This window comes from Rhodopirellula halodulae, from assembly GCF_020966775.1.
In the GTDB taxonomy this organism is placed as follows: domain Bacteria; phylum Planctomycetota; class Planctomycetia; order Pirellulales; family Pirellulaceae; genus Rhodopirellula; species Rhodopirellula halodulae.
In genome coordinates this window covers 610,466-632,947 of record NZ_JAJKFV010000029.1, presented here as the reverse complement: position 1 = coordinate 632,947, position 22,482 = coordinate 610,466, and the positions used below count along the sequence as shown (strand labels likewise).

Annotated in this window: 15 protein-coding genes; 5 read left to right on the top strand and 10 right to left on the bottom strand. The window is 55.3% G+C overall.

Features of this window, described 5'->3' with window-relative positions; all coding sequences use genetic code 11:
- Nucleotides 1-44: 44 nt before the first annotated feature.
- Nucleotides 45-2,537 carry a glycogen/starch/alpha-glucan phosphorylase gene (locus tag LOC70_RS15260; protein WP_230254874.1) on the top strand — a complete coding sequence of 831 codons (2,493 nt, stop codon included), beginning with the start codon at nucleotides 45-47 and terminating at the stop codon, nucleotides 2,535-2,537.
- A gap of 83 nt (nucleotides 2,538-2,620) precedes the next feature.
- On the opposite strand, the gene LOC70_RS15255 is transcribed toward LOC70_RS15260, so the two are convergent.
- The 6 genes from LOC70_RS15255 to uvrB all read right to left on the bottom strand — a co-directional run bounded on the left by LOC70_RS15255 (nucleotide 2,621) and on the right by uvrB (nucleotide 11,769).
- Entirely contained in the window at nucleotides 2,621-3,136 is a 516-nt protein-coding gene (locus LOC70_RS15255; RefSeq protein WP_230254873.1) for a DinB family protein, read from the bottom strand.
- A 157-nt stretch (nucleotides 3,137-3,293) separates the two neighbouring features.
- On the bottom strand, nucleotides 3,294-4,130 hold the full coding sequence (locus LOC70_RS15250; protein WP_230254872.1) for a glycosyltransferase: 837 nt from the start codon (nucleotides 4,128-4,130) through the stop codon (nucleotides 3,294-3,296).
- 107 nt (nucleotides 4,131-4,237) lie between these two features.
- The gene (locus LOC70_RS15245; protein ID WP_230254871.1) at nucleotides 4,238-6,946 is read right to left on the bottom strand and encodes a hypothetical protein; all 2,709 of its coding nucleotides are present in this window, start codon (nucleotides 6,944-6,946) and stop codon (nucleotides 4,238-4,240) included.
- A 178-nt stretch (nucleotides 6,947-7,124) separates the two neighbouring features.
- Entirely contained in the window at nucleotides 7,125-8,249 is a 1,125-nt protein-coding gene (locus LOC70_RS15240; RefSeq protein WP_230254870.1) for a DUF932 domain-containing protein, read from the bottom strand.
- Nucleotides 8,250-8,299: 50 nt separating this feature from the next.
- On the bottom strand, nucleotides 8,300-9,517 hold the full coding sequence (locus LOC70_RS15235; protein WP_230254869.1) for a DEAD/DEAH box helicase: 1,218 nt from the start codon (nucleotides 9,515-9,517) through the stop codon (nucleotides 8,300-8,302).
- 125 nt (nucleotides 9,518-9,642) lie between these two features.
- Nucleotides 9,643-11,769, bottom strand: coding sequence for an excinuclease ABC subunit UvrB (gene uvrB, locus LOC70_RS15230; protein ID WP_230254868.1), 2,127 nt, complete (start codon nucleotides 11,767-11,769; stop codon nucleotides 9,643-9,645).
- Between the two features lie 69 nt (nucleotides 11,770-11,838).
- On the opposite strand from uvrB, the gene LOC70_RS15225 reads away from it, so the two are divergent.
- The 3 genes from LOC70_RS15225 (at nucleotide 11,839) to LOC70_RS15215 (ending at nucleotide 15,662) form a co-directional block, all read left to right on the top strand.
- Nucleotides 11,839-12,474 (top strand): thymidine kinase, encoded by a 636-nt coding sequence (locus LOC70_RS15225; RefSeq protein WP_230254867.1) that lies wholly within the window; start codon nucleotides 11,839-11,841, stop codon nucleotides 12,472-12,474.
- A 107-nt stretch (nucleotides 12,475-12,581) separates the two neighbouring features.
- Complete coding sequence (locus LOC70_RS15220) at nucleotides 12,582-14,876, top strand: ribonuclease R family protein (RefSeq protein ID WP_230254866.1); 2,295 nt, start codon at nucleotides 12,582-12,584, stop codon at nucleotides 14,874-14,876.
- Between the two features lie 66 nt (nucleotides 14,877-14,942).
- Entirely contained in the window at nucleotides 14,943-15,662 is a 720-nt protein-coding gene (locus tag LOC70_RS15215; RefSeq protein ID WP_230254864.1) for an SIR2 family NAD-dependent protein deacylase, read from the top strand.
- Here the strand turns inward: LOC70_RS15215 and LOC70_RS15210 are convergent.
- Complete coding sequence (locus LOC70_RS15210) at nucleotides 15,644-16,603, bottom strand: SRPBCC family protein (RefSeq protein ID WP_230254862.1); 960 nt, start codon at nucleotides 16,601-16,603, stop codon at nucleotides 15,644-15,646. The genes LOC70_RS15215 and LOC70_RS15210 overlap by 19 nt on opposite strands.
- A gap of 555 nt (nucleotides 16,604-17,158) precedes the next feature.
- Between LOC70_RS15210 and LOC70_RS15205 the strand changes: the two genes are divergently transcribed.
- The gene (locus LOC70_RS15205; protein WP_230254860.1) at nucleotides 17,159-18,202 is read left to right on the top strand and encodes a helix-turn-helix domain-containing protein; all 1,044 of its coding nucleotides are present in this window, start codon (nucleotides 17,159-17,161) and stop codon (nucleotides 18,200-18,202) included.
- On the opposite strand, the gene LOC70_RS15200 is transcribed toward LOC70_RS15205, so the two are convergent.
- The 3 genes from LOC70_RS15200 to priA all read right to left on the bottom strand — a co-directional run bounded on the left by LOC70_RS15200 (nucleotide 18,150) and on the right by priA (nucleotide 22,369).
- Nucleotides 18,150-19,145, bottom strand: a complete 996-nt coding sequence (locus tag LOC70_RS15200) for a hypothetical protein (RefSeq protein ID WP_230254858.1) — start codon at nucleotides 19,143-19,145, stop codon at nucleotides 18,150-18,152. The genes LOC70_RS15205 and LOC70_RS15200 overlap by 53 nt on opposite strands.
- Nucleotides 19,142-19,768 carry an acetyltransferase gene (locus tag LOC70_RS15195; RefSeq protein WP_230254856.1) on the bottom strand — a complete coding sequence of 209 codons (627 nt, stop codon included), beginning with the start codon at nucleotides 19,766-19,768 and terminating at the stop codon, nucleotides 19,142-19,144. Before LOC70_RS15195 ends, LOC70_RS15200 begins: the two co-directional genes overlap by 4 nt.
- A 210-nt stretch (nucleotides 19,769-19,978) precedes the next feature.
- Entirely contained in the window at nucleotides 19,979-22,369 is a 2,391-nt protein-coding gene (priA, locus tag LOC70_RS15190) for a replication restart helicase PriA (protein ID WP_230256160.1), read from the bottom strand.
- Nucleotides 22,370-22,482 lie beyond the last annotated feature (113 nt).

Sequence of the window (22,482 nt, the reverse complement as noted above, 5' to 3'; positions counted from 1 at the left end):
ATACTCCCGGCTTCTAGTCTCATCCTTAGAAACGTTGAAAATCGATGTCCAACACGCTTTCCGCTCCGCCGAATGCTTCTCCGACTGACAACTCGTTTCCACTTTCTGAGCTTCCTTCGGAATTGGCTCGTCACCTAACGATCACGTTGGGACACGATTTCACCGGTGAAGACACTGACAAACAGAACAGCGAGTACCTCTATCAAGCCCTCGCCATTGCCGTTCGAGATCGCTTGGTCCCTATCTGGCGCGACACCTGGAAGAAAACCTGTCTCAGCAAAGACCGCAAGGTTTACTATCTCTCGCTCGAGTTCTTGATTGGCCGCTCGCTAACCAACGCTGTTGAAAACCTGGAACTGGACGAAGACGTCCGCAAAGCGCTGCGTGCCTATGGCGTTAGCATGGAAGAAGTCGCTGACAAGGAACTCGACGCGGGTCTCGGCAACGGCGGTTTGGGTCGCTTGGCAGCATGCTTCCTGGATAGTTGTGCCAACCTACAACTTCCCGTGGTTGGATATGGCATCCGCTACGAATACGGCATGTTCCACCAGCACATCGAAGACGGTCGACAAGTCGAGGACCCCGATCGTTGGCTCCGTGACGGCAACCCCTGGGAAATCAAACGTCCCGAAGACACCCGCCGGGTACGTTTCTACGGCCGCACGGAAAACTACTACGACGAACACGGAACTCTGCGTCCTCGTCTGGTCGATTCGCACGACGTGCTGGCGGTGCCATACGACATGCCGGTTCCCGGATATCGCAACGACACGGTCAACACATTGCGATTGTGGAAAGCTTCCACGACGGACGTCTTCAACCTCAGCGAGTTCAACGCGGGTTCGTACCCTGAAGCCGTCGCGGCAAAGAACGACGCTGAACAGATTTCAATGGTTCTGTACCCCAACGATGCCAGCGAAAACGGAAAGGAATTGCGTCTGAAACAGCAGTACTTCCTTGTCTCCGCATCGTTGCAAGACGTCATCGAACGATGGGTCGAACAGAACGGCGAAGACTTCACGGACTTCGGTCGCAAAAATTGCTTCCAACTCAACGACACGCACCCCGCGTGTGCTGTCCCCGAGTTGATGCGTTTGCTAATGGACGAACACGGCCTGGAATGGGACGACGCCTGGGACGTGACCACGCGCTGCATGGCATACACCAACCACACCTTGTTGCCCGAAGCACTGGAGCGATGGTCGGTCGGATTGTTCAGCCGTCTGCTGCCTCGCTTGCTGGAAATCATCTACGAGATCAACGCTCGTTTCTTGAAACTGGTCGACCAGCAATGGCCAGGTGACGTCGAGATGCGTCGCGAAATGTCGCTGATCGAAGAAGGCGACAACCCGCACATCCGCATGGCTTACTTGGCAATCGTTGGCAGTTTCTCCGTCAATGGTGTGGCCGGCTTGCACACGCAACTGCTCGAATCAGGATTGTTCAAACACTTCAACACGTTGTGGCCACGTAAGTTCAACAACAAGACCAACGGTGTGACTCAGCGTCGTTGGTTGTCCCACTGCAATCCAGGGCTCCGCAATCTACTCAACGAGACGATCGGTGAGGGCTGGCAGCGTGACCTGACGAAGATCAAAGATTTGGCCCCCTACGCGACGGACGCCGCGTTCCGCAAGAAATGGATTGCCGTCAAGCAAGAGAACAAAGCCCGTTTGTCAGACTTGGTTCTGGCCGAAACTGGCGTGCGTTTCAACACTTCATTCATGTTTGACGTGCAAGTCAAACGAATTCACGAATACAAACGTCAGTTGTTGAACGTTCTGCATATCGTCCACCTCTACGATCGTATTCTTCGCGGCGAGACGGCCGGCATGGTGCCTCGTTGTGTGCTGATCGGCGGCAAAGCTGCTCCTGGCTATCACGTCGCGAAATTAATCGTAAAACTGATCAACGATGTCGCCAAAGTGGTGAACAATCATCCTTCCGCGCAAGACTTGTTGAAGGTGGTGTTCTTCCCGAACTACCGCGTTTCATCGATGGAAGTGATTTGCCCCGCGACCGAATTGTCCGAGCAAATCTCGACGGCGGGCAAAGAAGCTTCCGGTACCGGCAACATGAAATTCATGATGAACGGTGCCTTAACCATCGGAACGCTCGACGGAGCCAATATCGAAATTCGCGAAAACGCGGGCGCCGAAAACTTCTTCTTGTTCGGCTTGAATGCGGCAGAAGTATCGGAACTGAAGAAGGACTACCGCCCCAACGACGTCATCGCGGCTGATGAGGACATCGTTCGCGTGATGAACCTGCTCGAAAGCGGTCACTTCAACCCGGACAACCCCGGGTTGTTCGACCTGCTGACCAGCGGCTTGCGAAGCCCACAGGATCCATGGGTCACCATCGCCGATTTGCGGTCCTACATCGACGCTCAAGCCGAAGTGGGCAAAGCCTACCAAGACACGGATCGCTGGAACGAAATGAGCATCCTGAACACGGCCGGAAGCGGTTGGTTCAGCAGCGACCGCACGATCCAGCAGTACGCGGACGACATTTGGGACGTGCGTCCGCTGACCTGATTCGGTCCACAATCGAAAAGACAAAAGGCTCGGTGAGAAATCACCGAGCCTTTTTTTGTCAACTTGCTTCGCGATCGATTGTGTTAAGCGGGGCCCATCCCCATCGCACGTCGCCAAGCGCTGAACTGACCAACGTGCAGCATCATGTGGCCGCTGAAGTAGAACGCATGCAACGAACCAAGGGTCGAGAACTTCTCCCGCATATGCGGCACGGGCGTTTCCACCTGAAACGCGGCATCCTCAGTCCCTAGCAACGTTTCAATCGCCGCTTCGTGAGAGGCGAAGAATTTCTCAACCACTTCATTCATGGACGGATATAAAGTGCCGTCTGGATCGTCTAAGCACGTTGCTGTTTTCGAAAACAACGCCTCGTACTTCTCGGAAGGTCTAATCGCCGATGCATCGCCGCCCAATTGCGTGATGATCTGCTGGGGATATTGATTCAGGTGTCCAAGAATGAACGCCGGATGGTTGGACTGAATGACGGTGTCTCCCACACGGGCAAACCTCGCAAAATTGTCCTCTGTCACACCGTCTAAGAGGCGACGTGCATATCCCACACAAAGCCGCCCGGACTCAGCAATCATTTGTCCGATCATGATGTCTCTCTACGTGAAACGAAATGTTTCCGCAGTTTTATCCCGGCAGCGGAACGAGAAGAAGGCAGGACAAACGGCCCGCTGCAGAAATGACTTTGGCACCGGTCATTCCTTCGCATCCGTTAGTAACGTTGCTCCACAGGCTGACACACGTGATTTATGCAGCCATGCGATGAAAAGACATTGCGTTTGACGTCGTTGACTTTTCTTTCCAACTCACGTCATGCGCCAACCAGTAGTCACGAACCCAATCCACGGGACCGCGACCAAATTTTCGTTTGGTGCCCCAGTGATAGTCACCCTGAGGCACAACATCGATTGGCCGAGGATCGCCGTGGAACACCACGATCTTCGCCTTTTCTGGGCGTTTGATTTTTGGGAAGATCTGATTGAATGGGTAATATTTCAGGCAATGCCATTTGAAGCTGGCGGTCCAGTCAAACGGCCAATAGCGAACATCATCAACGTGTGCGGTCAGGAAGTCTTGATCCAATGGAAAGCGTTTGAAGCATTCGGATTGGTTCTCATTGAATCGACGGAACAACTCAGTTTGTTCGCCGGGATAAAAACCCAGAATTGATCCCTGAACACCGCGGTCGGGTCGCATTTTCAAAGGGGCGAGGTTCCAAAGCGTCGGATTCCACTCTCGCAACGCGTGAAAACCTCGTTCCGACTCCAAGCGATCAAAGAATCCATCCAGATCCTGATTGACCACCACATCGAGATCTAGATAGAGCGTCGGCTCATTCGCTGGTAAAAGGCCCGGCGCGAGGATCGACAGCTTAGGCCAGCAACCTTTTCGTTGACGCTGCAGAGGAATTCCAAGATCAGGCATCTGGATTCCTTCGACACCGTCAGTCAATCCAGCCACGTTGTCCGTCACACAGACGAAACGATGAGGACGATCCAAGTTCGCGGCAACCGCGTTTCTCAATACGGTGACATACGATGCCGGGAACGCGTCCAACCAACGGGTGCAGACAACGGTCGCCATGTGATTTTGCATCCATGTTCGGGTTGGGTTGGGGGCCGGTTCCCCTTTCAGGTTTCCGCCGGACCATACTCAACCAGCAAAACAGATTCCAGACCGAATTCTGCTCTCTATGCAGCTCGCTCCGTATGTTGATCGGGACAATCCATGTTGCTCACAACTCGCAAGTTGGCAGGCAGAGGTTCCCGATCCGTTTCTTGAAAGGAACGTGCCTGAAGAACATTGGCGTTTCGGATCATCCAAATTGCGACAGCCATCATCATGGTGTAGCCCCACACCTCAACGGTTTCCTCCGCTGCCACCCACTTCAGTCGCTCGAATAGCTCTGCAAGAACGAAACAGGTCGCGAAAGGAATCGCGGGCCAAACGAACGCCGGCGAGAACCACAATTTGCGATCTTCAGGAAATTTCACCCAGGCGTAAGCAACACGCGACAGCCAAATGCAAACGGCAACGGCGATGACCGTGTGCTTCCAAGTTCCAGAAATCGCGAAGCCGGTTTGCTCTGCCGTTTGACGGGCACCATTGGTGAGGGATGCTTGACTCACCGCAGATGGAACTTCCCGGGCCGCCGCCGCAACCGCAACGCAAACCAAGGCGACGGCGATACTTTTCCAACTCGATGTTTTTACACGAAGCAACGACCAGCAACCGGCAATCGCCGTGCAGACCAAGACCACCAATTGGGTGGATTCAAGAGCACCGTTTTCGCCGGTTAGCCATTGAGCGGGAAGCGAATCCGTCATCAAGCTTCCTGCCGCCAACAGTGCGCCGCAGCACACTCCGGTCAACAACAACGAATCTCGTAGCACGTTGGGGTATGGCCAACGCATCGATTGCAACTGCTTTTTGACGACGGGCCTTTGAACATCGCGTGTGTCATTCTTTGGTGACATTGATGCTGCTACTTCTTTCGAGGCTGAATGGAATGCGGCGAACAATTGAAGCAATCGTTCACCAATGGCGAGCACGGCATGTTCGGTGCGTGAGTCGGGGCCACCGTAAACGGGAATCTTCCTTGCAAACCGAGAAGCAAAGTCTCGCAACAGAAATTTTGAGACTACAGGGTTCGCGGTCCACATTTGAACGATGAACGCCGCCGAACCAACCATCGGGATCGCTCCCACCAAGATTGCATGTCGATGCGGAACACCATGAGACCGATTTGCTAGCAAACTGAAGAGTGTGACCAGTGTTCTCGCTGCAGGCAGGATCATGATTGGCAACACGGCAAACCAGACACTGCGGCCGGCCAATGCCATCGTGAGTCCCCCCAGCTTCAACGGAGTGATCAGAGGGTAGAGGAACTTGATCGCAACATGCATCCCCAAACCACGTGAGTAAACAGCTAGTTGAGGTCCGCTGAACTGGTTATTCAGGTTCGTTGCTTCTCGTTCCGTCAACCAATTGCGAGATTGCCAGCGTTGGGTCGTCGCCCGGAACACCTTGCGACCAAATGCGATTTGATAGCTCCCGCGGCAAACCAACGCCCGCATTTGAGCATTTCGGCGTGCACGTCGTTTCGGATCGGTTAAATAGCGGTGCAGACCCGCAGTGGTTGAATAACGAAGCAAACGATGCCCAACTAGCCCCCAACTCGAAGCAGGTCCACTTCGATTGGAACATCGCTGCTGTTCACACAGTGTTTTCCACTGCTGGCGACGGTATTTCACCAAGAACGCGGCGCGAACACGACTGTTCGTCGCGAATTGACGAACCCGTTCCTGATGAGAGCGATTTGCAAAGCAGGCCTGAAGCCATCGGCCTATCGCACTGGGTGGGCACAGACCCAGCAGCCATAAGAAGACGAAGAACCATCGGCTTGTAAGCAAGGCCGCTGCGTTTTCTGGATCGACCACGCGTTGCTGCTGCCATCGATCAATGCAAGTTCGACGATAGCAAGTTCGTCGTTGAGCGGACAACCAAGTCCATGGTCGTCGAAACGCGGCGATTTCTCCTGCTTTCCATTGCTCATCCGCAGCCAGTAAACACTCCACATCCGCCGACAGTTTTTCTGCCAGACTTCGCTCACCTCTGCAAATAAGTCGGGCACACAACTCGGCACAGGAAGCTCGAAGTTTCCGCGAATCTAGATCATCGAACGGAAAGACAGCCCCTCGGCGCCAGCTTTGCCACACATACCGCCAGAGCAAAACAGCCGGTATCCCAGATTCCAAGTCGATGATCGTGTAGCGGAGACTTCTCGCCGAAACGTTTTCCGGCTCATCTGGATGAACAACACGCAAACCTGACCGATCCGAAAGAAGCAGATTTGCGGTCGACACCATGGCCCCGGGCGCCACCTGCCAACCAGAGCCAACCAACCCGAATTCAATCAGTTGTCGCTCAACTCGTTTCATTTCGGCGACTAGGCCGGACATCTCGTTTTCCGCAGCCATCGGGTTTGAGTGGACGCAGGCTGGGATTGGACCACGACCTTCGACAAAACTCGCGGCGAGAACGTAGGCATCCCGCTTGCGATCGTAGCGGACGTATTCCGGAAGCGCAACATCGACCAAACTTTCGCGTTCATCGCAAAGGGCGGATGCTTCAAGCATCCGCGACACCACGCTTCGGCGGTAGAAACAGGCCAATATCGCGTGGCGATTCGATTGGTAAGCAAATGGAGCGGCAAAGGCCAAGCGATAGATACAGCGAGTCAGCAGGCCGGGGGCAAAAACCTTTTCAACCAAACGACGGCTTTTTCCGTCTTCCCAAGTTGCCTCGACGAGCTCAGCCGTGGCAGCTCTGCCCTTCCCAAGCGTCCGAATCACACGCACATTGACAGGAGCCTCCGATAAGCAATGGTGCGCAGCCACACCTGCAGACTCCGAGATTTGGCCGAACTGACTGGTGTTCGCTAATCTCGTCACGGGGATCTCAAATCGACAAAGTGAATCGAACGTGAATATTTCATAAACGTTCGATACTCTCTCTCAAAACCCGCCGTCAATCTCAAGAAGCAAGCTGCGTCAGTCGGCATCGCACATTTGTTCCTCAATTGCGACTCTGTGCTGGCAACCCATCATTGCTCGGAACAAAGAATGCGTCGAAGTCGGCTCCGGAGTTGGCGGTGCCTTCCAGGTCAAATTCCTCGGAAATCAGCGAGCCAAGCCATGCTTGAATGCGATTGGCACCATCGGCTTTCGCATGATGAGTTGCCACCTCGCTAGCAAAATTGATGAGGTCGTAAACGCGAGCCTTGCTGGGCAGAATTCTTCGCCGCTTGTCGCTGAGAGCATCCAGGTTCGCAAGGCCATAGAGCTCATTCAGATCTCCCGCAATTGAGCGGAAACGCCCAACCAAACCAGTTTGAGTGAGCTGCTCGTCCCGACGAAGCGACTCCAGCAACTCGTTCAAACGCAAGCACTCGTGCACGGACGCCCAAGATGTCTGGCTGGATTCAAACCTCTGCCGCAACGCGGCGTAGCCATCGCCGTTGTCAAACGACTCCAACGCCCGCACGATGCAGTGTTCCATGTTCTTGCCAACAGGGACATCGCTTCGAAACGCCTTGGCGTGTCCAATCATGCCGTTGCTACACACCAATCGAAGCATCGACAGGAACAATCGAGGATGCCCATATCCGTCGACCGGCGTTTCCAAACAGAATCGATCTCGAAACTGGTCGCCTCCGATTGCGAATTGTCGACTTCCGCCTCGCGGCGCGTGGGTACTGGTCACGACGCCGTTGTGATAGCGAACGTCTTGTCCACCGTTTTGATCCAACAGCCCACGAATATCGTCGTAGCGAATGATGGGACGATTGGGGTTCGTGATGGCCAACAGTTGATCCGCTCTTTTTGAGTCAGCCAAATTGGACCGAGCGATGCAGTAACGAAACGAAACATCCTCACGCTGCGATTGGATACGAGCGAACACTTCGTCGGGGCGAAAGTAGCGGAAGACGTTCTCAGCGATTCCAAAGCGAGTGAAAAAAGAACGCCAAAATCGACGCGTTGCAGCCACCGGCTGCCCATCAATTTCCAGCTCCTTCAAACTGATCCGGCCTCCCGGTGAACGATGCACCTCGCCCACGCGAATGTCGCGTACGCTGGCCAGTGCGTAGGTAAAACGAGTTGAGTTTTCGAAATTGTTTTGTGGCTTGGTTGAGGTCAACATGATTGGCTTCCTTGAATGAGGTGGTGATCGATAGCAAGATTCAGAAAGAGTCAACGCGTCAAACGATGCATTCGTCGGCGAGGTCGGTGAGCGGCGATCAGCTTCGGCAGACTCACGTTGGCTTTTGCGACTCGTTGGCGAGCGGCCATCGCCATGGCATCCAATTGGCGATTGCCGGAAATGCTTCGCCACCCGTATTCGGTCCAAAGGTATTGCTCCGCCGGAATCGCGGTTCGCATCATTGGATGCCGGGTATGTCGACACTGGACGACTTGCTTGACGGGTTCCGATTCACATTGACGCAACACTCGCCCGGCCATCTGAATCGTGGTGCCTTGACCGCTAGGACGACAGAAAACGGTCTTCAATGAAGGACAATCAAACCCTTCCGTTAAAATCGCCATGTTGATCAGCACATCGGTTTGACCTTCGACAAACCTGGCCAGTTGTCGCTCCCGATCCGTTTTTGCAGTGACGATATCGCTACGAATTCCGGCCGCATCCAATCGCGACTTCAACTCATCGCATTGCGTTTGCTTGTGAAAGAAGACCAGCGACTTGCCCCAACGTTCTGGCTCTTCAATCAACAACGTGGCGACTGTCTCAGGCGAATACTCCTCGATCGTGTAGTGGTGATAGGGACTGAGGTAACCGTCGGCGATCAAGTGTGCGATGCCAGCATCCCGAATGACGTTCTCAAAACAAAGCTTGATTCGGTCGGAACGATACGGTGTCGCGGAAAGGCCGAGCGTCCATTGCGGTTGGATCTGGCCGTGCAGGTTCGCCATGCTGGTTGCCGCGTCGTGCTGAGCTTCATCAACCACCAGCAAATTTACGCTGGGCGGGTTCTTGTCAAACATGCTGATCATCCGCATGTCGACGCCGAATTCCCGACGAGCATTCTCCGCCTGGGCCTGAATCAAAAGGTTGCGTCGCATGGCAACCCACCCCACTTGAATTCCCAATGTCCGTTGCATGATTGCGGCGACCGCCAATCCCATCACCGTCTTTCCACTGCCGGTTGGGCTTTCGATCAGAACGCTACTCGGACGCGATTTTGATTGCCCACCCTGCCCTGCCCCGTTCTCCGTCGCTTCGGTGCAGGCGGTGGGTTCGAAAGCGGCATCACACGCGGCGGAACATCCAAACGCATCCAATGCACGTTGAATGATTCGCTGTTGATACGGACGAGGCTGGACAGCGAAAGCGTCCAAATTGATGAGCGACTTGTCATCGGATGCCGTGGAAGGCAGGATCGCAGTGGACATCTTGTTCCCTTTCTGCAGGTGTCAAAGTTGAACACCTGTAGTGATAGGGAAAGCAGTGACACGTTCGGTCACGGAATCGGCGGAGCTTCAAAAACTCTTCGCGGCGAGCCGAACCTCCGCCCGTCTCAACCACGTTTTGGACGCGGGATCTTGGCACCCTTCCGGGCACCTTTTGCTTTACCGCCGCGTCGTCCCCGGCCTCGGCCGCCGGATTTACTCGCCTGTTTCTCGTCCACGATTTCGACTTCCGAGAGCGGTTTGCCAATGTGCTCTTTCAACTGCAGAACCCGATCTCGCAGACGTGCAGCACGCTCGAACTCCAGATCTTCCGCAGCCGCCAACATCTCTTGCTCGAGCGCGTCGACGTACTCGATCGTGATGTAAGTGACTTCGCCGGAATCCTTCGCCTTGCGAGTCGACTCCTTGTGATTGGCGGCTTCCGTATCGATGCCTTGCCGTATCGATTTGCGAACCGTTTTTGGAACGATGCCATGTTTGGCGTTGTATTCCATCTGGATCGCGCGACGGCGTTCGGTTTCGTCGATGGCCATCTGCATCGATTCCGTCACCTTGTCCGCGTACAAAATGACCTTCGAATTCGCGTTTCGCGCCGCTCGTCCGATCGTTTGGATCAAACTGGTTTCGCTGCGCAAAAATCCTTCCTTGTCCGCATCAAGAATCGCGACTAAAGACACCTCGGGCAAATCCAAACCTTCCCGAAGCAAGTTCACACCGACCAAACAGTCAAACTGGCCGCTGCGAAGTTCTTGCAGCAAATCGACTCGTTCGAATGCATTCAGTTCGCTATGCAGCCAGCGACAGCGAACGCTTTGTTCTTGGAAGTAAGTCGCCAAATCTTCCGCCAATCGCTTGGTCAATGCGGTGACCAACACACGTTCGTCGCGTTCCGCACGCAGTCGCACTTCTTCCAGCAAGTGTGTGACTTGTCCGCGAGCCGACACGATCTCCACTTCGGGATCCAGCAATCCGGTGGGACGAATGATCTGCTCAACGACCTCGCCGCCGGTTCGTTCCAATTCGTAGTCGCTGGGCGTGGCACTGACGAAACAGATCTGACCGGTGCGTTCTTCCCATTCATCGAACTTCAACGGTCGGTTATCGAGAGCGCAGGGCAATCGAAACCCGTGTTCGACCAACGTGATTTTGCGGCTTCGGTCCCCGGCGTACATCGCGCGTACTTGAGGCACCGTCACGTGGGACTCATCGACAAAGGTGATGAAGTCTTTCGGAAAGAAGTCGTACAACGTGTCGGGTGTCGCCCCCGGTGGCTTGCCCGCCAATGGTCGCGAATAGTTTTCGATTCCGGGACAGTGGCCAACTTCCGCCAGCATTTCCAGATCGAACTTAGTGCGTGCAGAAAGTCGTTGAGCTTCTAGCAATTTGCCTTGCGACTGAAACGTTTCCAACTGCTGCGTCAGTTCCTCGCGAATGATTCGGATGGCTCGCTGAATGCGATCCTCGGGCATCACGAAGTGCTTGCAGGGATAAATGTAGAGATGCTCGGTCGTCTTGATCGTTTCGCCCGAAGTGGGATGGATCAGCGAAATCTTTTCAATCTCGTCGCCCCACATTTCGATTCGGTAGGCAAACTCTTCGTAGCTGGGCCAAAGCTCGATCGAGTCGCCTCGCACGCGGAACTTGCCTCGTTCGAACTGGATGTCGTTGCGTTGATACTGCAGGTCCACAAACTTCAACAGCAAGTGATCTCGACGTGTTTGCTCGCCCTGGTGCAGATCGACGACCAATTGCCGGTAATCTTCGGGCGATCCCAGACCGTAAATGCTGCTGACCGAGGCCACGATCACCACGTCACGGCGACTGACCAATGAACTGGTGGTCGCCAAACGCAGGCGGTCGATTTCTTCGTTGATCGAGGAGTCTTTTTCGATGTAGACGTCCCGTTGGGGGATGTAGGCTTCTGGTTGGTAATAGTCGTAGTAGCTGACGAAATAGTGCACGGCGTTGTTGGGGAAGAACTCTTTGAATTCTCCGTAGAGCTGGGCCGCGAGCGTTTTGTTGTGGCTCAAAATGAGGGCGGGACGCTGCACCGATGCGATCACATTCGCCATCGTGTAGGTCTTTCCGGTCCCAGTGGCCCCCAGCAGGGTCTGGGCGGTCTTGCCGCTTTGGAAACCTTCGATCAATTTGGCGATCGCGGCCGGTTGGTCCCCCGAAGGCGGGAACGGTTGATTCAGATCAAAGGCGGCCGGCGCGAGTTTGGTGGTGCTCATGCCAGCACTTTAGCAAACCGTCGATTCCTGCGGCAAAGACCCCGCGGTTCCAAAACCGAATGCATCGAGATGGCCAAGCTGTACTTCTACTATTCCACGATGAACGCGGGGAAATCCACCGTTCTGCTGCAATCCAGCTACAACTATCGCGAACGTGGCATGAACACGTTGATTTTGTCACCCGAGATCGACACGCGGTTTGGCAGCGGCAAAGTCGCCTCGCGGATTGGCATTGAATCGGATTCGAAAACGTTCACGACGGCGGACAACCTGTTCAAAATGGTCCAGGAAATCGCACGTCGAGATCCGCTGCACTGCGTCTTGGTCGACGAGGCTCAGTTCCTGACGCGAAAACAGGTTCGACAACTCAGCGACGTTTGCGACGAATTGGACATTCCGGTTTTGGCCTACGGCTTGCGAACGGACTTCCAAGGCAACTTGTTCGAAGGCAGCGAAAACCTGCTGGCGTGGGCGGACACACTGTCGGAACTCAAAACGATCTGCCACTGTGGCCGCAAAGCCACGATGGTGTTGCGAGTGGGTGAATCCGGCCAGGTGATTCGCGATGGCGAGCAGGTTCAGATTGGTGGCAATGAACGCTATCAAACGGTTTGCCGTCGTCACTTCAAAGAAGCGATTTACGAACGCACCGAAGACGACCTGCCTCTGCTGGATTCCAATGAGCTACGGCAATCCGAGCGATAGGCTTTGTAATCACCTCTTCAGCGGCTTCGAAGTTGGCACTTTTCATCGAATAGGCTGCGATTCTTCCGTCCTACCCCGCACGAGCCTTGGTGGACTATTCTGGAGCCATGCAAGTCTCACAAGAATTGACCGATCGCGTTCTGCGACTCGTTCATGCGGCGGAATACCGTCCTAGCAAACCCAAAAAAATCGCGGCTCTGTTGGAACTGGATGCGGACGGTTACCGCGAAGTTCGGCGAGTGATCAAGCAATTGGTGCTGGAAGGCCGGCTGGTGTATGGCGGCAACCACTTGGTGATGGCCGCGGCCGCGTTTGGCGGTCCTGCTGATCAGATTCGCGGAACGTTCCGACGCGCCATGGGTGGCGGCTTTGGATTTGTCCGACCGTCCAGCGGAGGCGGCAATGCGGATGCCGATGTTCCCGAAGATGTCTTCGTTCCACCGGGCATGACCGGCGGTGCACTGGAAGGCGACTTGGTCGCGGTCATGATCGAACCGGGACGACGCGGCGGCGTGGAAGGCCGAGTGGTGGAAGTCCTGCAACGTGCACGCCGCCAATTCACGGGCACGTTTTACTCCTCCCCGCAATCCAACCACCCCGGCTCTGACACGATCGATGGACCGGTCGTCTATCTCGACGGCGTTCACTACGAAGCCCCTATCGGCGTCGGCGACGTTCGCGGATTGCCTCTGCAAGACAACGACAAGATCTTCGTCGAGATCGTTGACTTTCCCGACGAAGAAGGCGGTGGCGGTGAAGCGGTGATTCTCGAACGCTTGGGCAGCAGCAAAAACCCGGCGATCGACACGCTGACGATCATGCGGCAGTTCGGTTTGCCGGACGAGTTTCCGGAAGAGGTGCTGGACGAGGCTCGCGAACAGGCCGATGCGTTCAACGACGATGAGGTTCCGGAGGATCGCAAGGATCTGACGGAGATGTTGACCATCACGATCGATCCTTTCGATGCCCGCGATTTCGACGATGCCATCTCATTGCAACGCGAAGACGGCCGCTGGCGTTTGTGGGTGCACATCGCCGACGTCAGCCACTTTGTTCCGGTCAATGGAAAGCTGGACGTGGAGGCGCGACGCCGCGGCACCAGCGTCTATCTGCCTGACCGTGTGATTCCGATGATCCCCGAGATCATCAGCAACCACTTGGCGTCGCTGCAGCCCGAACGCATGCGTTTGGTGAAGACCGTTGAGATCGAGATGCTGGACGATCTGACCATCACCCACAGCGAAGTGCACAACGCTGCGATTCGAAGTGATCGACGATTCAACTACGAACAGATCGATCAATTCCTGGCATCGCCGGGAACATTCCAAAGCGATTGGGGAGAACCAATCTGCGAATTGCTAACCAACATGCACACGTTGGCGATGAAAATTCGCAAACGTCGCTTCAAAGACGGTTCGCTGTCGATGGACATGCCCGACATCAAGTTGGAATTGGATCGCACCGGCAAGGTCAAAGGCGCCTACCAAGTCGAGAACACCGAGAGTCACCAAATCATCGAAGAGTTCATGTTGCTCGGCAATGAAGCCGTCGCAATGTGGCTGGATGATTTGGAACTCAACTTCCTGCATCGCATCCACGCCCCGCCCGAACGACGCAAACTTCGTCAACTGAGCAGCTTTGTCAAAGACCTGGGACTCGGGTTTGACAACGTGGAAAGCCGCTTTGAGATCCAAGCCGTCCTGGACAAAGTCGCGGGCACGCGTCTTGAGAACGCTGTCAATTTCGCCGTGTTAAAAAGCATGAGCAAAGCGGTTTACGGACCGCACCGGGAAGGACACTACGCACTCGACAAAGAGCACTACTGCCACTTCACCAGCCCCATCCGCCGGTACCCCGACCTGAGCGTTCACCGGTTGGTCCAACGATTGTTGGATGAGAAACCCACTCCGGACGAATCATTCGCGGAGTTGGTCAAATTGGGGCACGAGTGCAGCGACGCTGAACGCAATGCGGCACAGGCGGAACGCGAATTGATCGAGCTGAAACTGCTTCACTTCCTGAAGAAGAAACAAGGCGAAACGCTTGAGGCCGTCATCAGCCGAGTATTCGCCGACGGCATCCATGCGCGGTGTCTGAAGCTTCCTGTTGACGGCTTCATTCCCGTGACGGAACTGCCTCGCGATCAGTATCGATTTGAGCGACGTGGCCAGATGCTGGTTGGTTTCCAAGAAGGCAACCGCTATCGCCTCGGCGATCACTTGACGGTGCGGATCGGCAAGGTGGATCTGCAGGATCGCCAGCTCTATCTGGACGTTGTCAAAAACCATTCCGCCGGACGCAACGATCCGCGTCCGACATCGAAGAGCAAAGCGAAGCAGTCACCTTACAAGAACAAAAAGAAGGCTGATCGCCGGGACAAGAAGAAACGTCGACGGCGATGACCCAAACCATGTTTCGGCCTCGAACTTTCTTGCCCGACGGTTCCCGATCACGCTTGTTAGCAATCCATGAACGTTCTGATCCTCTCCGGTGCCGGCATCTCGGCTGAGTCCGGCATCCCGACTTTTCGTGACGCCGACGGACTTTGGGAAGGCCATGCGGTGGAAGAGGTCGCCACGCCACAAGGCTTTGCACGCAATCCTGATTTGGTGCACGAGTTTTACAACCAACGACGACGAGCACTGCAGCAACCGAACATTCAACCCAACGCGGCTCACGTTGCATTGGCGGATTTCGAGCGAGACCATCTCGCGAAAGATCGCGGTCGTTTCTTGCTGGTGACGCAGAACATCGACAATCTGCATCAACGTGCGGGCAGTCAAAATGTGCTGGCAATGCACGGACAATTGCTGCAAGCTCGCTGCCTATATACCGAAACCATCTTCGATTGGACGGACGATCTCAGCGTGGACACGCCGCATCCCGAGGAACCTGAAAACGATTCCATGCGAGGCTGTTTGCGTCCGAATGTGGTTTGGTTCGGCGAGATGCCAATCGGACTGTCGCGTATCGAACAAGCGGCTCAGGCGGCCGATCTCTTCATCGCCATCGGGACTTCAGGGTTGGTTTATCCCGCTGCGGGAATCGTTGCGCAAACCCCGCCTTCTTGCCGACGCATCGAAGTCAATCTGGATGACACTCCTGCATCGAGCGCCTTCGACGAAACCATTCGCGGTAAAGCGGGCGATGAAGTCCCCCAGCTCTTGGATCACTTCAAAGCGATGTAAACGTCGGTGATCAAATCCTTTGTTTCCGTGGTCTCGGGATCATTGCGATAGATCTCATAGCCAACGGCTTTCGCCATCTTCAGTTTCTTGTATCGGATGTATTGAATCCCGCCCGACCAGGCGTTGCCCATGTGTGCGTAGTCACCGATGTGGCGGACCAACAGAAACTTCCCGGCGGGTGCAATGTCGGCCACGCAATCGTTTGGAACTGGCGTGCCCGCATCTGCCAAGTAACCCGCCGTGTAATCGAACCATCGTTTGCGCAAATCAGAAGTCGTGTGATACAGGCTGGCCCAATCGTGCACGCGAGCATCGGACGAATCGTAGTGAGGCTTCACCCGGTTGAGCGTCGCCGTCATGTGCTCGCCCAGATCATCCATCGTGCATCCGCCGCGCTGCCCAATGACCATTCGTTCGGGTTCGTTGACAACGCCTTGGATCTCCAGCTTGGATAGCACCTCCCCCGTTTCGACAAACTGTTTGAACATCAACAAGCCGCGTTCGTAGTCCATGCCCACGAACACTTCCATCATTGACTTCATCCAGAACAAGAACCAAGGCAGTTTGCCTCGCATGTGCCAAGTGATCTTCGAACCTGGTCGACCGTCGGTCATCATCGGCTCAATCTCAAACTCGACTTTCGATTCCGACTTGAATGGTTTGATAAACGCCAGATCAGCCTTCATGGAAGCTTTGGAGGCCGCGTTTTTTGGCGGCTCTAATTGGCTATGGGTCATCGAGCCTTCGCCGACCAGCTCGCCATTCCAGTGATAGGTCGCGCCGATTTTGTTGGACGGTTCGCTAACGTTCACTTCCGCTTCGGGGTCCACCTGCAACCAGGGCGACCAGCGAGTCCACGTCGAATAGTCGACCACCGCGTCGTAGACGTCTTGAACGTCCGCGTCGATGCACTGAGAACGCTGAATGTGAAATGCTGGCATGGTGAACCCAATCTTCGAAGCCGAGAAGCGAGACGCCCCGCCGCATCCTAGCAAAAACGGTTTTCCGCAACACAAAATCGTGGGTCACGGGAAAGCCCCACGGTCCTCGCAGGCTCAGCTTCGCCCAAACCCCACTTTCCGGTTTCCCGCACCGTCACAACCGTCACCGCAACGCGATTCAGCGGGAACGATCTCCGCAGTGTTCAAGACTCAGGGTTTGGCGGCTCGTTTGCCCTGGTTAAACTGATGCCTCGCAGTTTTGCGACCAACGCGAGAGTTGAACCCTGCAGTGGGGGGAGCATGCAAACCGATTTTGGGAGCCTCGCCCCCCGGCGTCTGTTTCAACCCATCAGCGTACCCAACCGCTAAAATTGAGCCGGCCGGGCGAAAGAAGTCGGTCGCTCACATGCGAGACGCTGCCCCGTAAACCGCATGGCGAATCACGATTCGTCTCGGATGGAGCGACCGACTCACTTGAAGATAGTTTTCACCAAACACCGTCGTGCGCAAGTCATGCGCAACCCAGTTTGAATTTGACGAAAAACAGGTTTTGGAATGGCACAAGCTAACGCTCATCTCAAACAGGCCCGCAAAAGTTTGGGGTTGTCGCAACTTCAATTGGCGGCGCGAGCTGGTGTTTCTTCGAGAACCGTGCAATTTGCGGAATCTGGGCAAAACGTTTCCAGCGGGACCATGCGGCGAATCGCGGGTGCGCTGGGAATGGAACCCGATCAATTGGTTCGCATCGATCCCGGGACCGGCCAAGACGCCTTTGCCGATTTGCCATGGTCGTTGGCAGACACATTTAGAACCAGACGACCGATCACAGACGGCAGCATGTGCCGCGACGAAGCGGAGGTGATCGAGATCGTTCGATTGATGCGCGAAAACTTCAGCATCCACATTCAAAAATGGGGTTCCGAGGAGCACCAAGAACAAGCGCTCAAACGCGACGAAGCAATCAACGAAGTCTACTTTCGGTATGAGCAACGCTACGTCGACTATTGGAAACGCAACCCAGGATGCATCCGGGTCGACCGCTACGATGGAACGATCTGCGGCGTGAGCATTGCTTTGCCCCTAACAAAGGAGGCTTTCACTGCGTTTCGTAACGGTGAACTGGCATGGCTCGACATCTCCCCCGACGACATTGATGACCAGTCGCAATATCTGTTGCTGGATTCGGTCACCGAGTTCACCAATCGCTGCCGGCGTCCTTGGTATCAGGTCACTGAATCACTGAGTTTCGTGTTGCTCTCGCAAGTCGCTCGACTCGCGATCGACCCGAATGGGACCGACTTTGAGATGGTCTCTTTCTCCGCCAGCCCACTGAACGAGCGCAGGTTGAAAACCATTGGCTTCATCGCGGAAGACTCCGCTGAACCTGAATTCAACTACCCAATCTTTTGGTTCGGTGAAGACGCACGTATTTTGGGGACGGAAGAGTTCTCGAACTGGTCCACGTTCAAACACTTCGCCATGTTGATCAAAGCTGCCGACAAAGCCTCGTTCAGCCGACGTATGCTTCGTGGGCTGCTGGGAGTGATCAAGCGGCGGCAGAAACCGCACTACGATTACGTTCCTCAGCGAGCTGCGTAAACAGTTGCAGGTTCCACTTTGGCTTTTCTAGCCACGACATACCGTGATCTGCCATGAACTCGAAATGGCAGACCGGTTGGCACTTGGTTCCGCGAGGCAGCGAAGCCATCGCTTCGAAGCTCATGCGATTGACCACACCAGGAACCGCGACGGATCGCACCAGCCTTCGCTGCAAGATGACTTCTCCATCCCGTTCGGCAAAGTAGCCCGTGCAGCGTTTCCAATCCGATGGCTGCCATTGTTCCAGCCATCGAAGCACGCCATGGTTGTAGCGTGATGGATCGCCTTGAATGTGGTATCCCATTCCTGTCTTTTGGATGCGATCCGGGTTGGCCACGACCTGGCCGTTGAACCTCATCGTCGTTGCGTTCATGGATTGATCCAACTGCAGTCTCTCGTCGATCAATTGATAGATTGGCTGCAATTCGATGTCTTGTTCCATCGATGCAAGCAACGTGTGATCCAACTCGGCCACACCATACGCCTTCAACACGGAAAGCTCGCACCCACGGTCGGCCAGCCAATCCTTGACACATTGCTGCAATGACGTTGGCATCGGATAACCACCCGTTGCCCAGAGGATTTCTGTTGGCCATTGCATCTCAGTTTCCATGGCGTGCAACAGCAGATCAGCCCCCGCCAAGGGCTGACCGATGAAGACAACGCGACGTTTTTCTGCTGCTGCCAACCGCAATGCCCGAACGCAGGTGGGCGGATGCAAGTAGGTGATGACTCGAGTCATGGACTCCATCCCGCCCAACGCGGCTGGATACGCATCGATGACCAGTGACTGCGATGGATCGCCAAAGAACGATGCAAGCTCTGGAAACACCATCGCCAATCGCTGCATCTTTCCGGATGGCTGCTGGTCGTTGATGACGCGAAACTTGTAGGGATCCAGGGAAGTGGAACCCGCCGAATACGAAAGCACTTTCCCGTTCATGCCGCCACCGCCAACTTGCGAGGCCCAGTCTTTGAAGTCAAACCGATTCCTGCGAGCGAACCGCAACACGCTTCCACCAAAGCCTGCTGATCGACCGGGTTGTGAATGGTCTCAAACAAGTCCTGACAGTAAGAACGCTGACTCGTGTCCACCCCCATCAACAACACAATGCTTTGTGTGCTCAACTGGGGATGAACGAAGTCAAAGCCAGGCAAATGACTGAATCCAATGCGTCGATAGAACGCTCGCATTCGATGCTCTGCGTTCACGATGCAGATTCGCTTGCCACGCTGCAGTTGATCTTGCCACAAGCCCCGCACGAGCGTCCTCAGTGCCAACATCGGCGTGGCCGGACCGCGTCGAATCCTTAGCTTGCAAGTCCCGAACAATTGATCACGGTGACGCTCGAAAACGGCGGAAGGATAGTGATCCTCACAATCCAATCGAGCCTCGCTTGCTTCTTGAACGGTCAAAGCCCCAAGAGGCTGTCCCTCCCAAACCAAAACATAGTGACGACTGAAATCATCAAAGTCGAAGAGCGTCTGATTTGATCCATCTCGCCGGATCTCTTGGACCCAATCAAACAATGGGTCGCTCGTTCCCAAGCACTGCAACACGTCCATGCGTCAGTTCCAACTTTTCCGGGGCTCAAAGCCGAATCCTGCTCCACAAACGGAGCAAGACTTCCGGTCGAGTTACCTAGCAACGGCTGAAAATCTCAAACAATATGAAAAATCAGAAAGCCGAATTTGCGCTAGCCCTGCGGGAGGTCCACCGGTCAGCCAACCGGGCCGGCAAGGTGATTGCGATCCAGTCGCGTTCGACCAACCACATCACATAAGATTCACTGGATCAATGTCGACCAAGTATTCGATTTCTTCTTTTGGATCGACTTTGAAATCGGCCAATCCTCGGCGAACCACTTCCCCAACCACCGCCGCTTCGGTGGCTTGAAGCAGCAGGTGGAAACGATACTTCCCACTGATTTTGACAATGGGTGGCGGCGCTGGTCCGAGGATTCGAACCTCCGCCTTCAACAGATCACGGGCCTTTTCCAGACGATCGACAATCGCGTCCGCGACGGCTTCGGTCTTATCTTCCAACGGCCCTCGGATGATGATCCGAGCCACGCTTCCAAGAGGCGGATAGTTGAACTTTTTACGGTTCACCATTTCGTCTTCGACAAACTTCAAATAGTCGTGTCGGGCGGCGGCTTGGATCGCGGGATGCTCGGGAGTGAACGTTTGCACGATCACTCGTCCGCCACGGTTGCCGCGGCCGGTACGCCCCGCGACTTGAGTGACCAACTGAAACGTTCGCTCAGCCGCACGGAAGTCTGGGAAGTGCAACGCGGAGTCAGCGTTGATCACCCCGACCAACAGCACGTTGGGAAAGTCCAACCCTTTCGCAATCATCTGGGTTCCGAGCAGCACATCGATCTCGCCCGCACGAAATTCGGAGAGGACTCGCTGGTGACTTCCAGCACGCTTCATCGTATCGCTGTCCATCCGTGCGATTCGTGCATCGGGGAAACGAGCCTTGGCTTCCATTTCCAATTTCTGCGTTCCCAAACCACCATAACGAATGCCATCGAAGCGGCATGCCGGACACCATGGCGGCGTCGGGATCGTGTAGTCGCAGTAGTGGCACATCGCTTTGCCACCATCGCGGTGATGCGTCAACGGAAGATCGCAATCCGGACAAGCACACACGGTTCCGCAGGCGGGACACTGGATCGTCGTTGCATAGCCACGTCGATTCAGCAACAGGATCGCCTGTCCCTTCTCTTTCAAAGTCTCCAATACGGCCGCGTGCAACGGTCGACTGATTGCTCCCCCTTTGCCGCGGTCTTCTTTGATTCGCAGGTCAACCAATTGAACATCCGGCATGGGTCGGTTGCCGACACGCTCTGACATCGTGACCAACTCCGCATGCCCGGTCTGCGTCGCGTGCCAAGCTTCCAACGAAGGTGTGGCGGACCCCAACACCAACGGAATTCCAAGAGCCATCGCTCGTGCGTGAGCGACCTTACGCGCGTGATAGCGAGGTTGTTTGTCCTGTTTGAACGAGGTGTCGTGCTCCTCGTCAATCACGATCAATCCAAGGTTCGGCAGCGGAGCGAACACGGCACTGCGAGGACCAATGACCACCTGCACTTCCCCGCGACGAATGCGTTGCCAATGAAAGTGCCTTTCGGCAGCCGACATTTGGCTGTGGAGAACCGCAACGTTTTCAAACCGATCTTCGAAACGTCCTCGCGTTTGAGGGGTCAGACTAATCTCGGGTACCAAAACAATCGCGGATCCCGCTTGTTTGACGACGTGTTCGATCGCCTGGATGTAAACCTCCGTCTTCCCGCTTCCCGTCACCCCGTGCAGAAGTAACGTGCGTCCGCGGCCACTGTCCACCGCCGCGTTGATCCGTGACAACGCGTTTTCTTGTTGAACGGTCAATTCATGTGACTGTTTGCGTTCCCCGTCGTTGTGCTGCGCCCGAATGCGAATGTTCTGACTGAGTTCCCGCCGCACCTCAGGAACCAGCAACTCCTTTTTCCGCAGCCGACGGATGGGATCCTCCGTGCATTCCGCCATGATGGCCAACTCCGCCGCCGTCATCGGGCGATCCTGTCCCACCAAGAAACGTATCACCGATTGCTGCTTGGATGGCAGCTTCGCAATCTGTTCTTCGTCGAGCCCTTTTGCTGGACGGAAGTAAGTCGTCTTGCGAGTCCCCGCGTTGTCGCGAACGCTGGCGGGAATCAACGTGTCGAATACTTGCCCCGCGGGCACTTGGTAGTAATGAGCGATGAACATCACCAGCCGAACCAAGGCCGCATCGCAGAGTGGTTCATCATCGATGACCTCCGCAACGTCGCGTAGCTTCTGATGCGAAGCATTGCCGGTCTTGATCGAAACGCACCAACCGGGCGTCGGCTTTTTGCGGTGTCCCAGCGGCACCCCCACCCGCATTCCTGGACGCAGCACCTCCAGCAGGTCATCGGGAATCCGATAGTCGTACGGTCCGTGTGGTGACCGACTGAACACAATCGAAGCCAGCTGAACGTCCTCTCCGACCGTCAACTCCCATGGTGGAGGCTCGGTTTCGAACAATTCGCTTTGGGTCGGTTCGGATGACGAAGAGTCAGCGGTCACGGACGCGGCGGTGAAAGGAGGAAGTGACAGGATCGACTCGCCCAATTTGGGCATTGGTGATTCAGACAACATAACGTGTGAGCTCATTTTCTTCCCGGCGGGCGCAAGACATCACCCCAATCATCGCCACCCGGATGACACGTTTGGTCACCGATCCACGCCGCCGCGGGACGACGCTATCCTGG

Excerpts from the sequence above, each read along its gene's own strand:
- LOC70_RS15260 (WP_230254874.1), top strand. The coding sequence starts at position 45 with ATGTCCAACACGCTTTCCGCTCCGCCGAATGCTTCTCCGACTGACAAC.
- LOC70_RS15255 (WP_230254873.1), bottom strand. The coding sequence starts at position 3,136 with ATGATCGGACAAATGATTGCTGAGTCCGGGCGGCTTTGTGTGGGATAT.
- LOC70_RS15250 (WP_230254872.1), bottom strand. The coding sequence starts at position 4,130 with ATGGCGACCGTTGTCTGCACCCGTTGGTTGGACGCGTTCCCGGCATCG.
- LOC70_RS15240 (WP_230254870.1), bottom strand. The coding sequence starts at position 8,249 with ATGTTGACCTCAACCAAGCCACAAAACAATTTCGAAAACTCAACTCGT.
- LOC70_RS15235 (WP_230254869.1), bottom strand. The coding sequence starts at position 9,517 with ATGTCCACTGCGATCCTGCCTTCCACGGCATCCGATGACAAGTCGCTC.
- uvrB (WP_230254868.1), bottom strand. The coding sequence starts at position 11,769 with ATGAGCACCACCAAACTCGCGCCGGCCGCCTTTGATCTGAATCAACCG.
- LOC70_RS15225 (WP_230254867.1), top strand. The coding sequence starts at position 11,839 with ATGGCCAAGCTGTACTTCTACTATTCCACGATGAACGCGGGGAAATCC.
- LOC70_RS15220 (WP_230254866.1), top strand. The coding sequence starts at position 12,582 with ATGCAAGTCTCACAAGAATTGACCGATCGCGTTCTGCGACTCGTTCAT.
- LOC70_RS15215 (WP_230254864.1), top strand. The coding sequence starts at position 14,943 with ATGAACGTTCTGATCCTCTCCGGTGCCGGCATCTCGGCTGAGTCCGGC.
- LOC70_RS15210 (WP_230254862.1), bottom strand. The coding sequence starts at position 16,603 with ATGCCAGCATTTCACATTCAGCGTTCTCAGTGCATCGACGCGGACGTT.
- LOC70_RS15205 (WP_230254860.1), top strand. The coding sequence starts at position 17,159 with ATGGCACAAGCTAACGCTCATCTCAAACAGGCCCGCAAAAGTTTGGGG.
- LOC70_RS15200 (WP_230254858.1), bottom strand. The coding sequence starts at position 19,145 with ATGAACGGGAAAGTGCTTTCGTATTCGGCGGGTTCCACTTCCCTGGAT.
- LOC70_RS15195 (WP_230254856.1), bottom strand. The coding sequence starts at position 19,768 with ATGGACGTGTTGCAGTGCTTGGGAACGAGCGACCCATTGTTTGATTGG.
- priA (WP_230256160.1), bottom strand. The coding sequence starts at position 22,369 with ATGTTGTCTGAATCACCAATGCCCAAATTGGGCGAGTCGATCCTGTCA.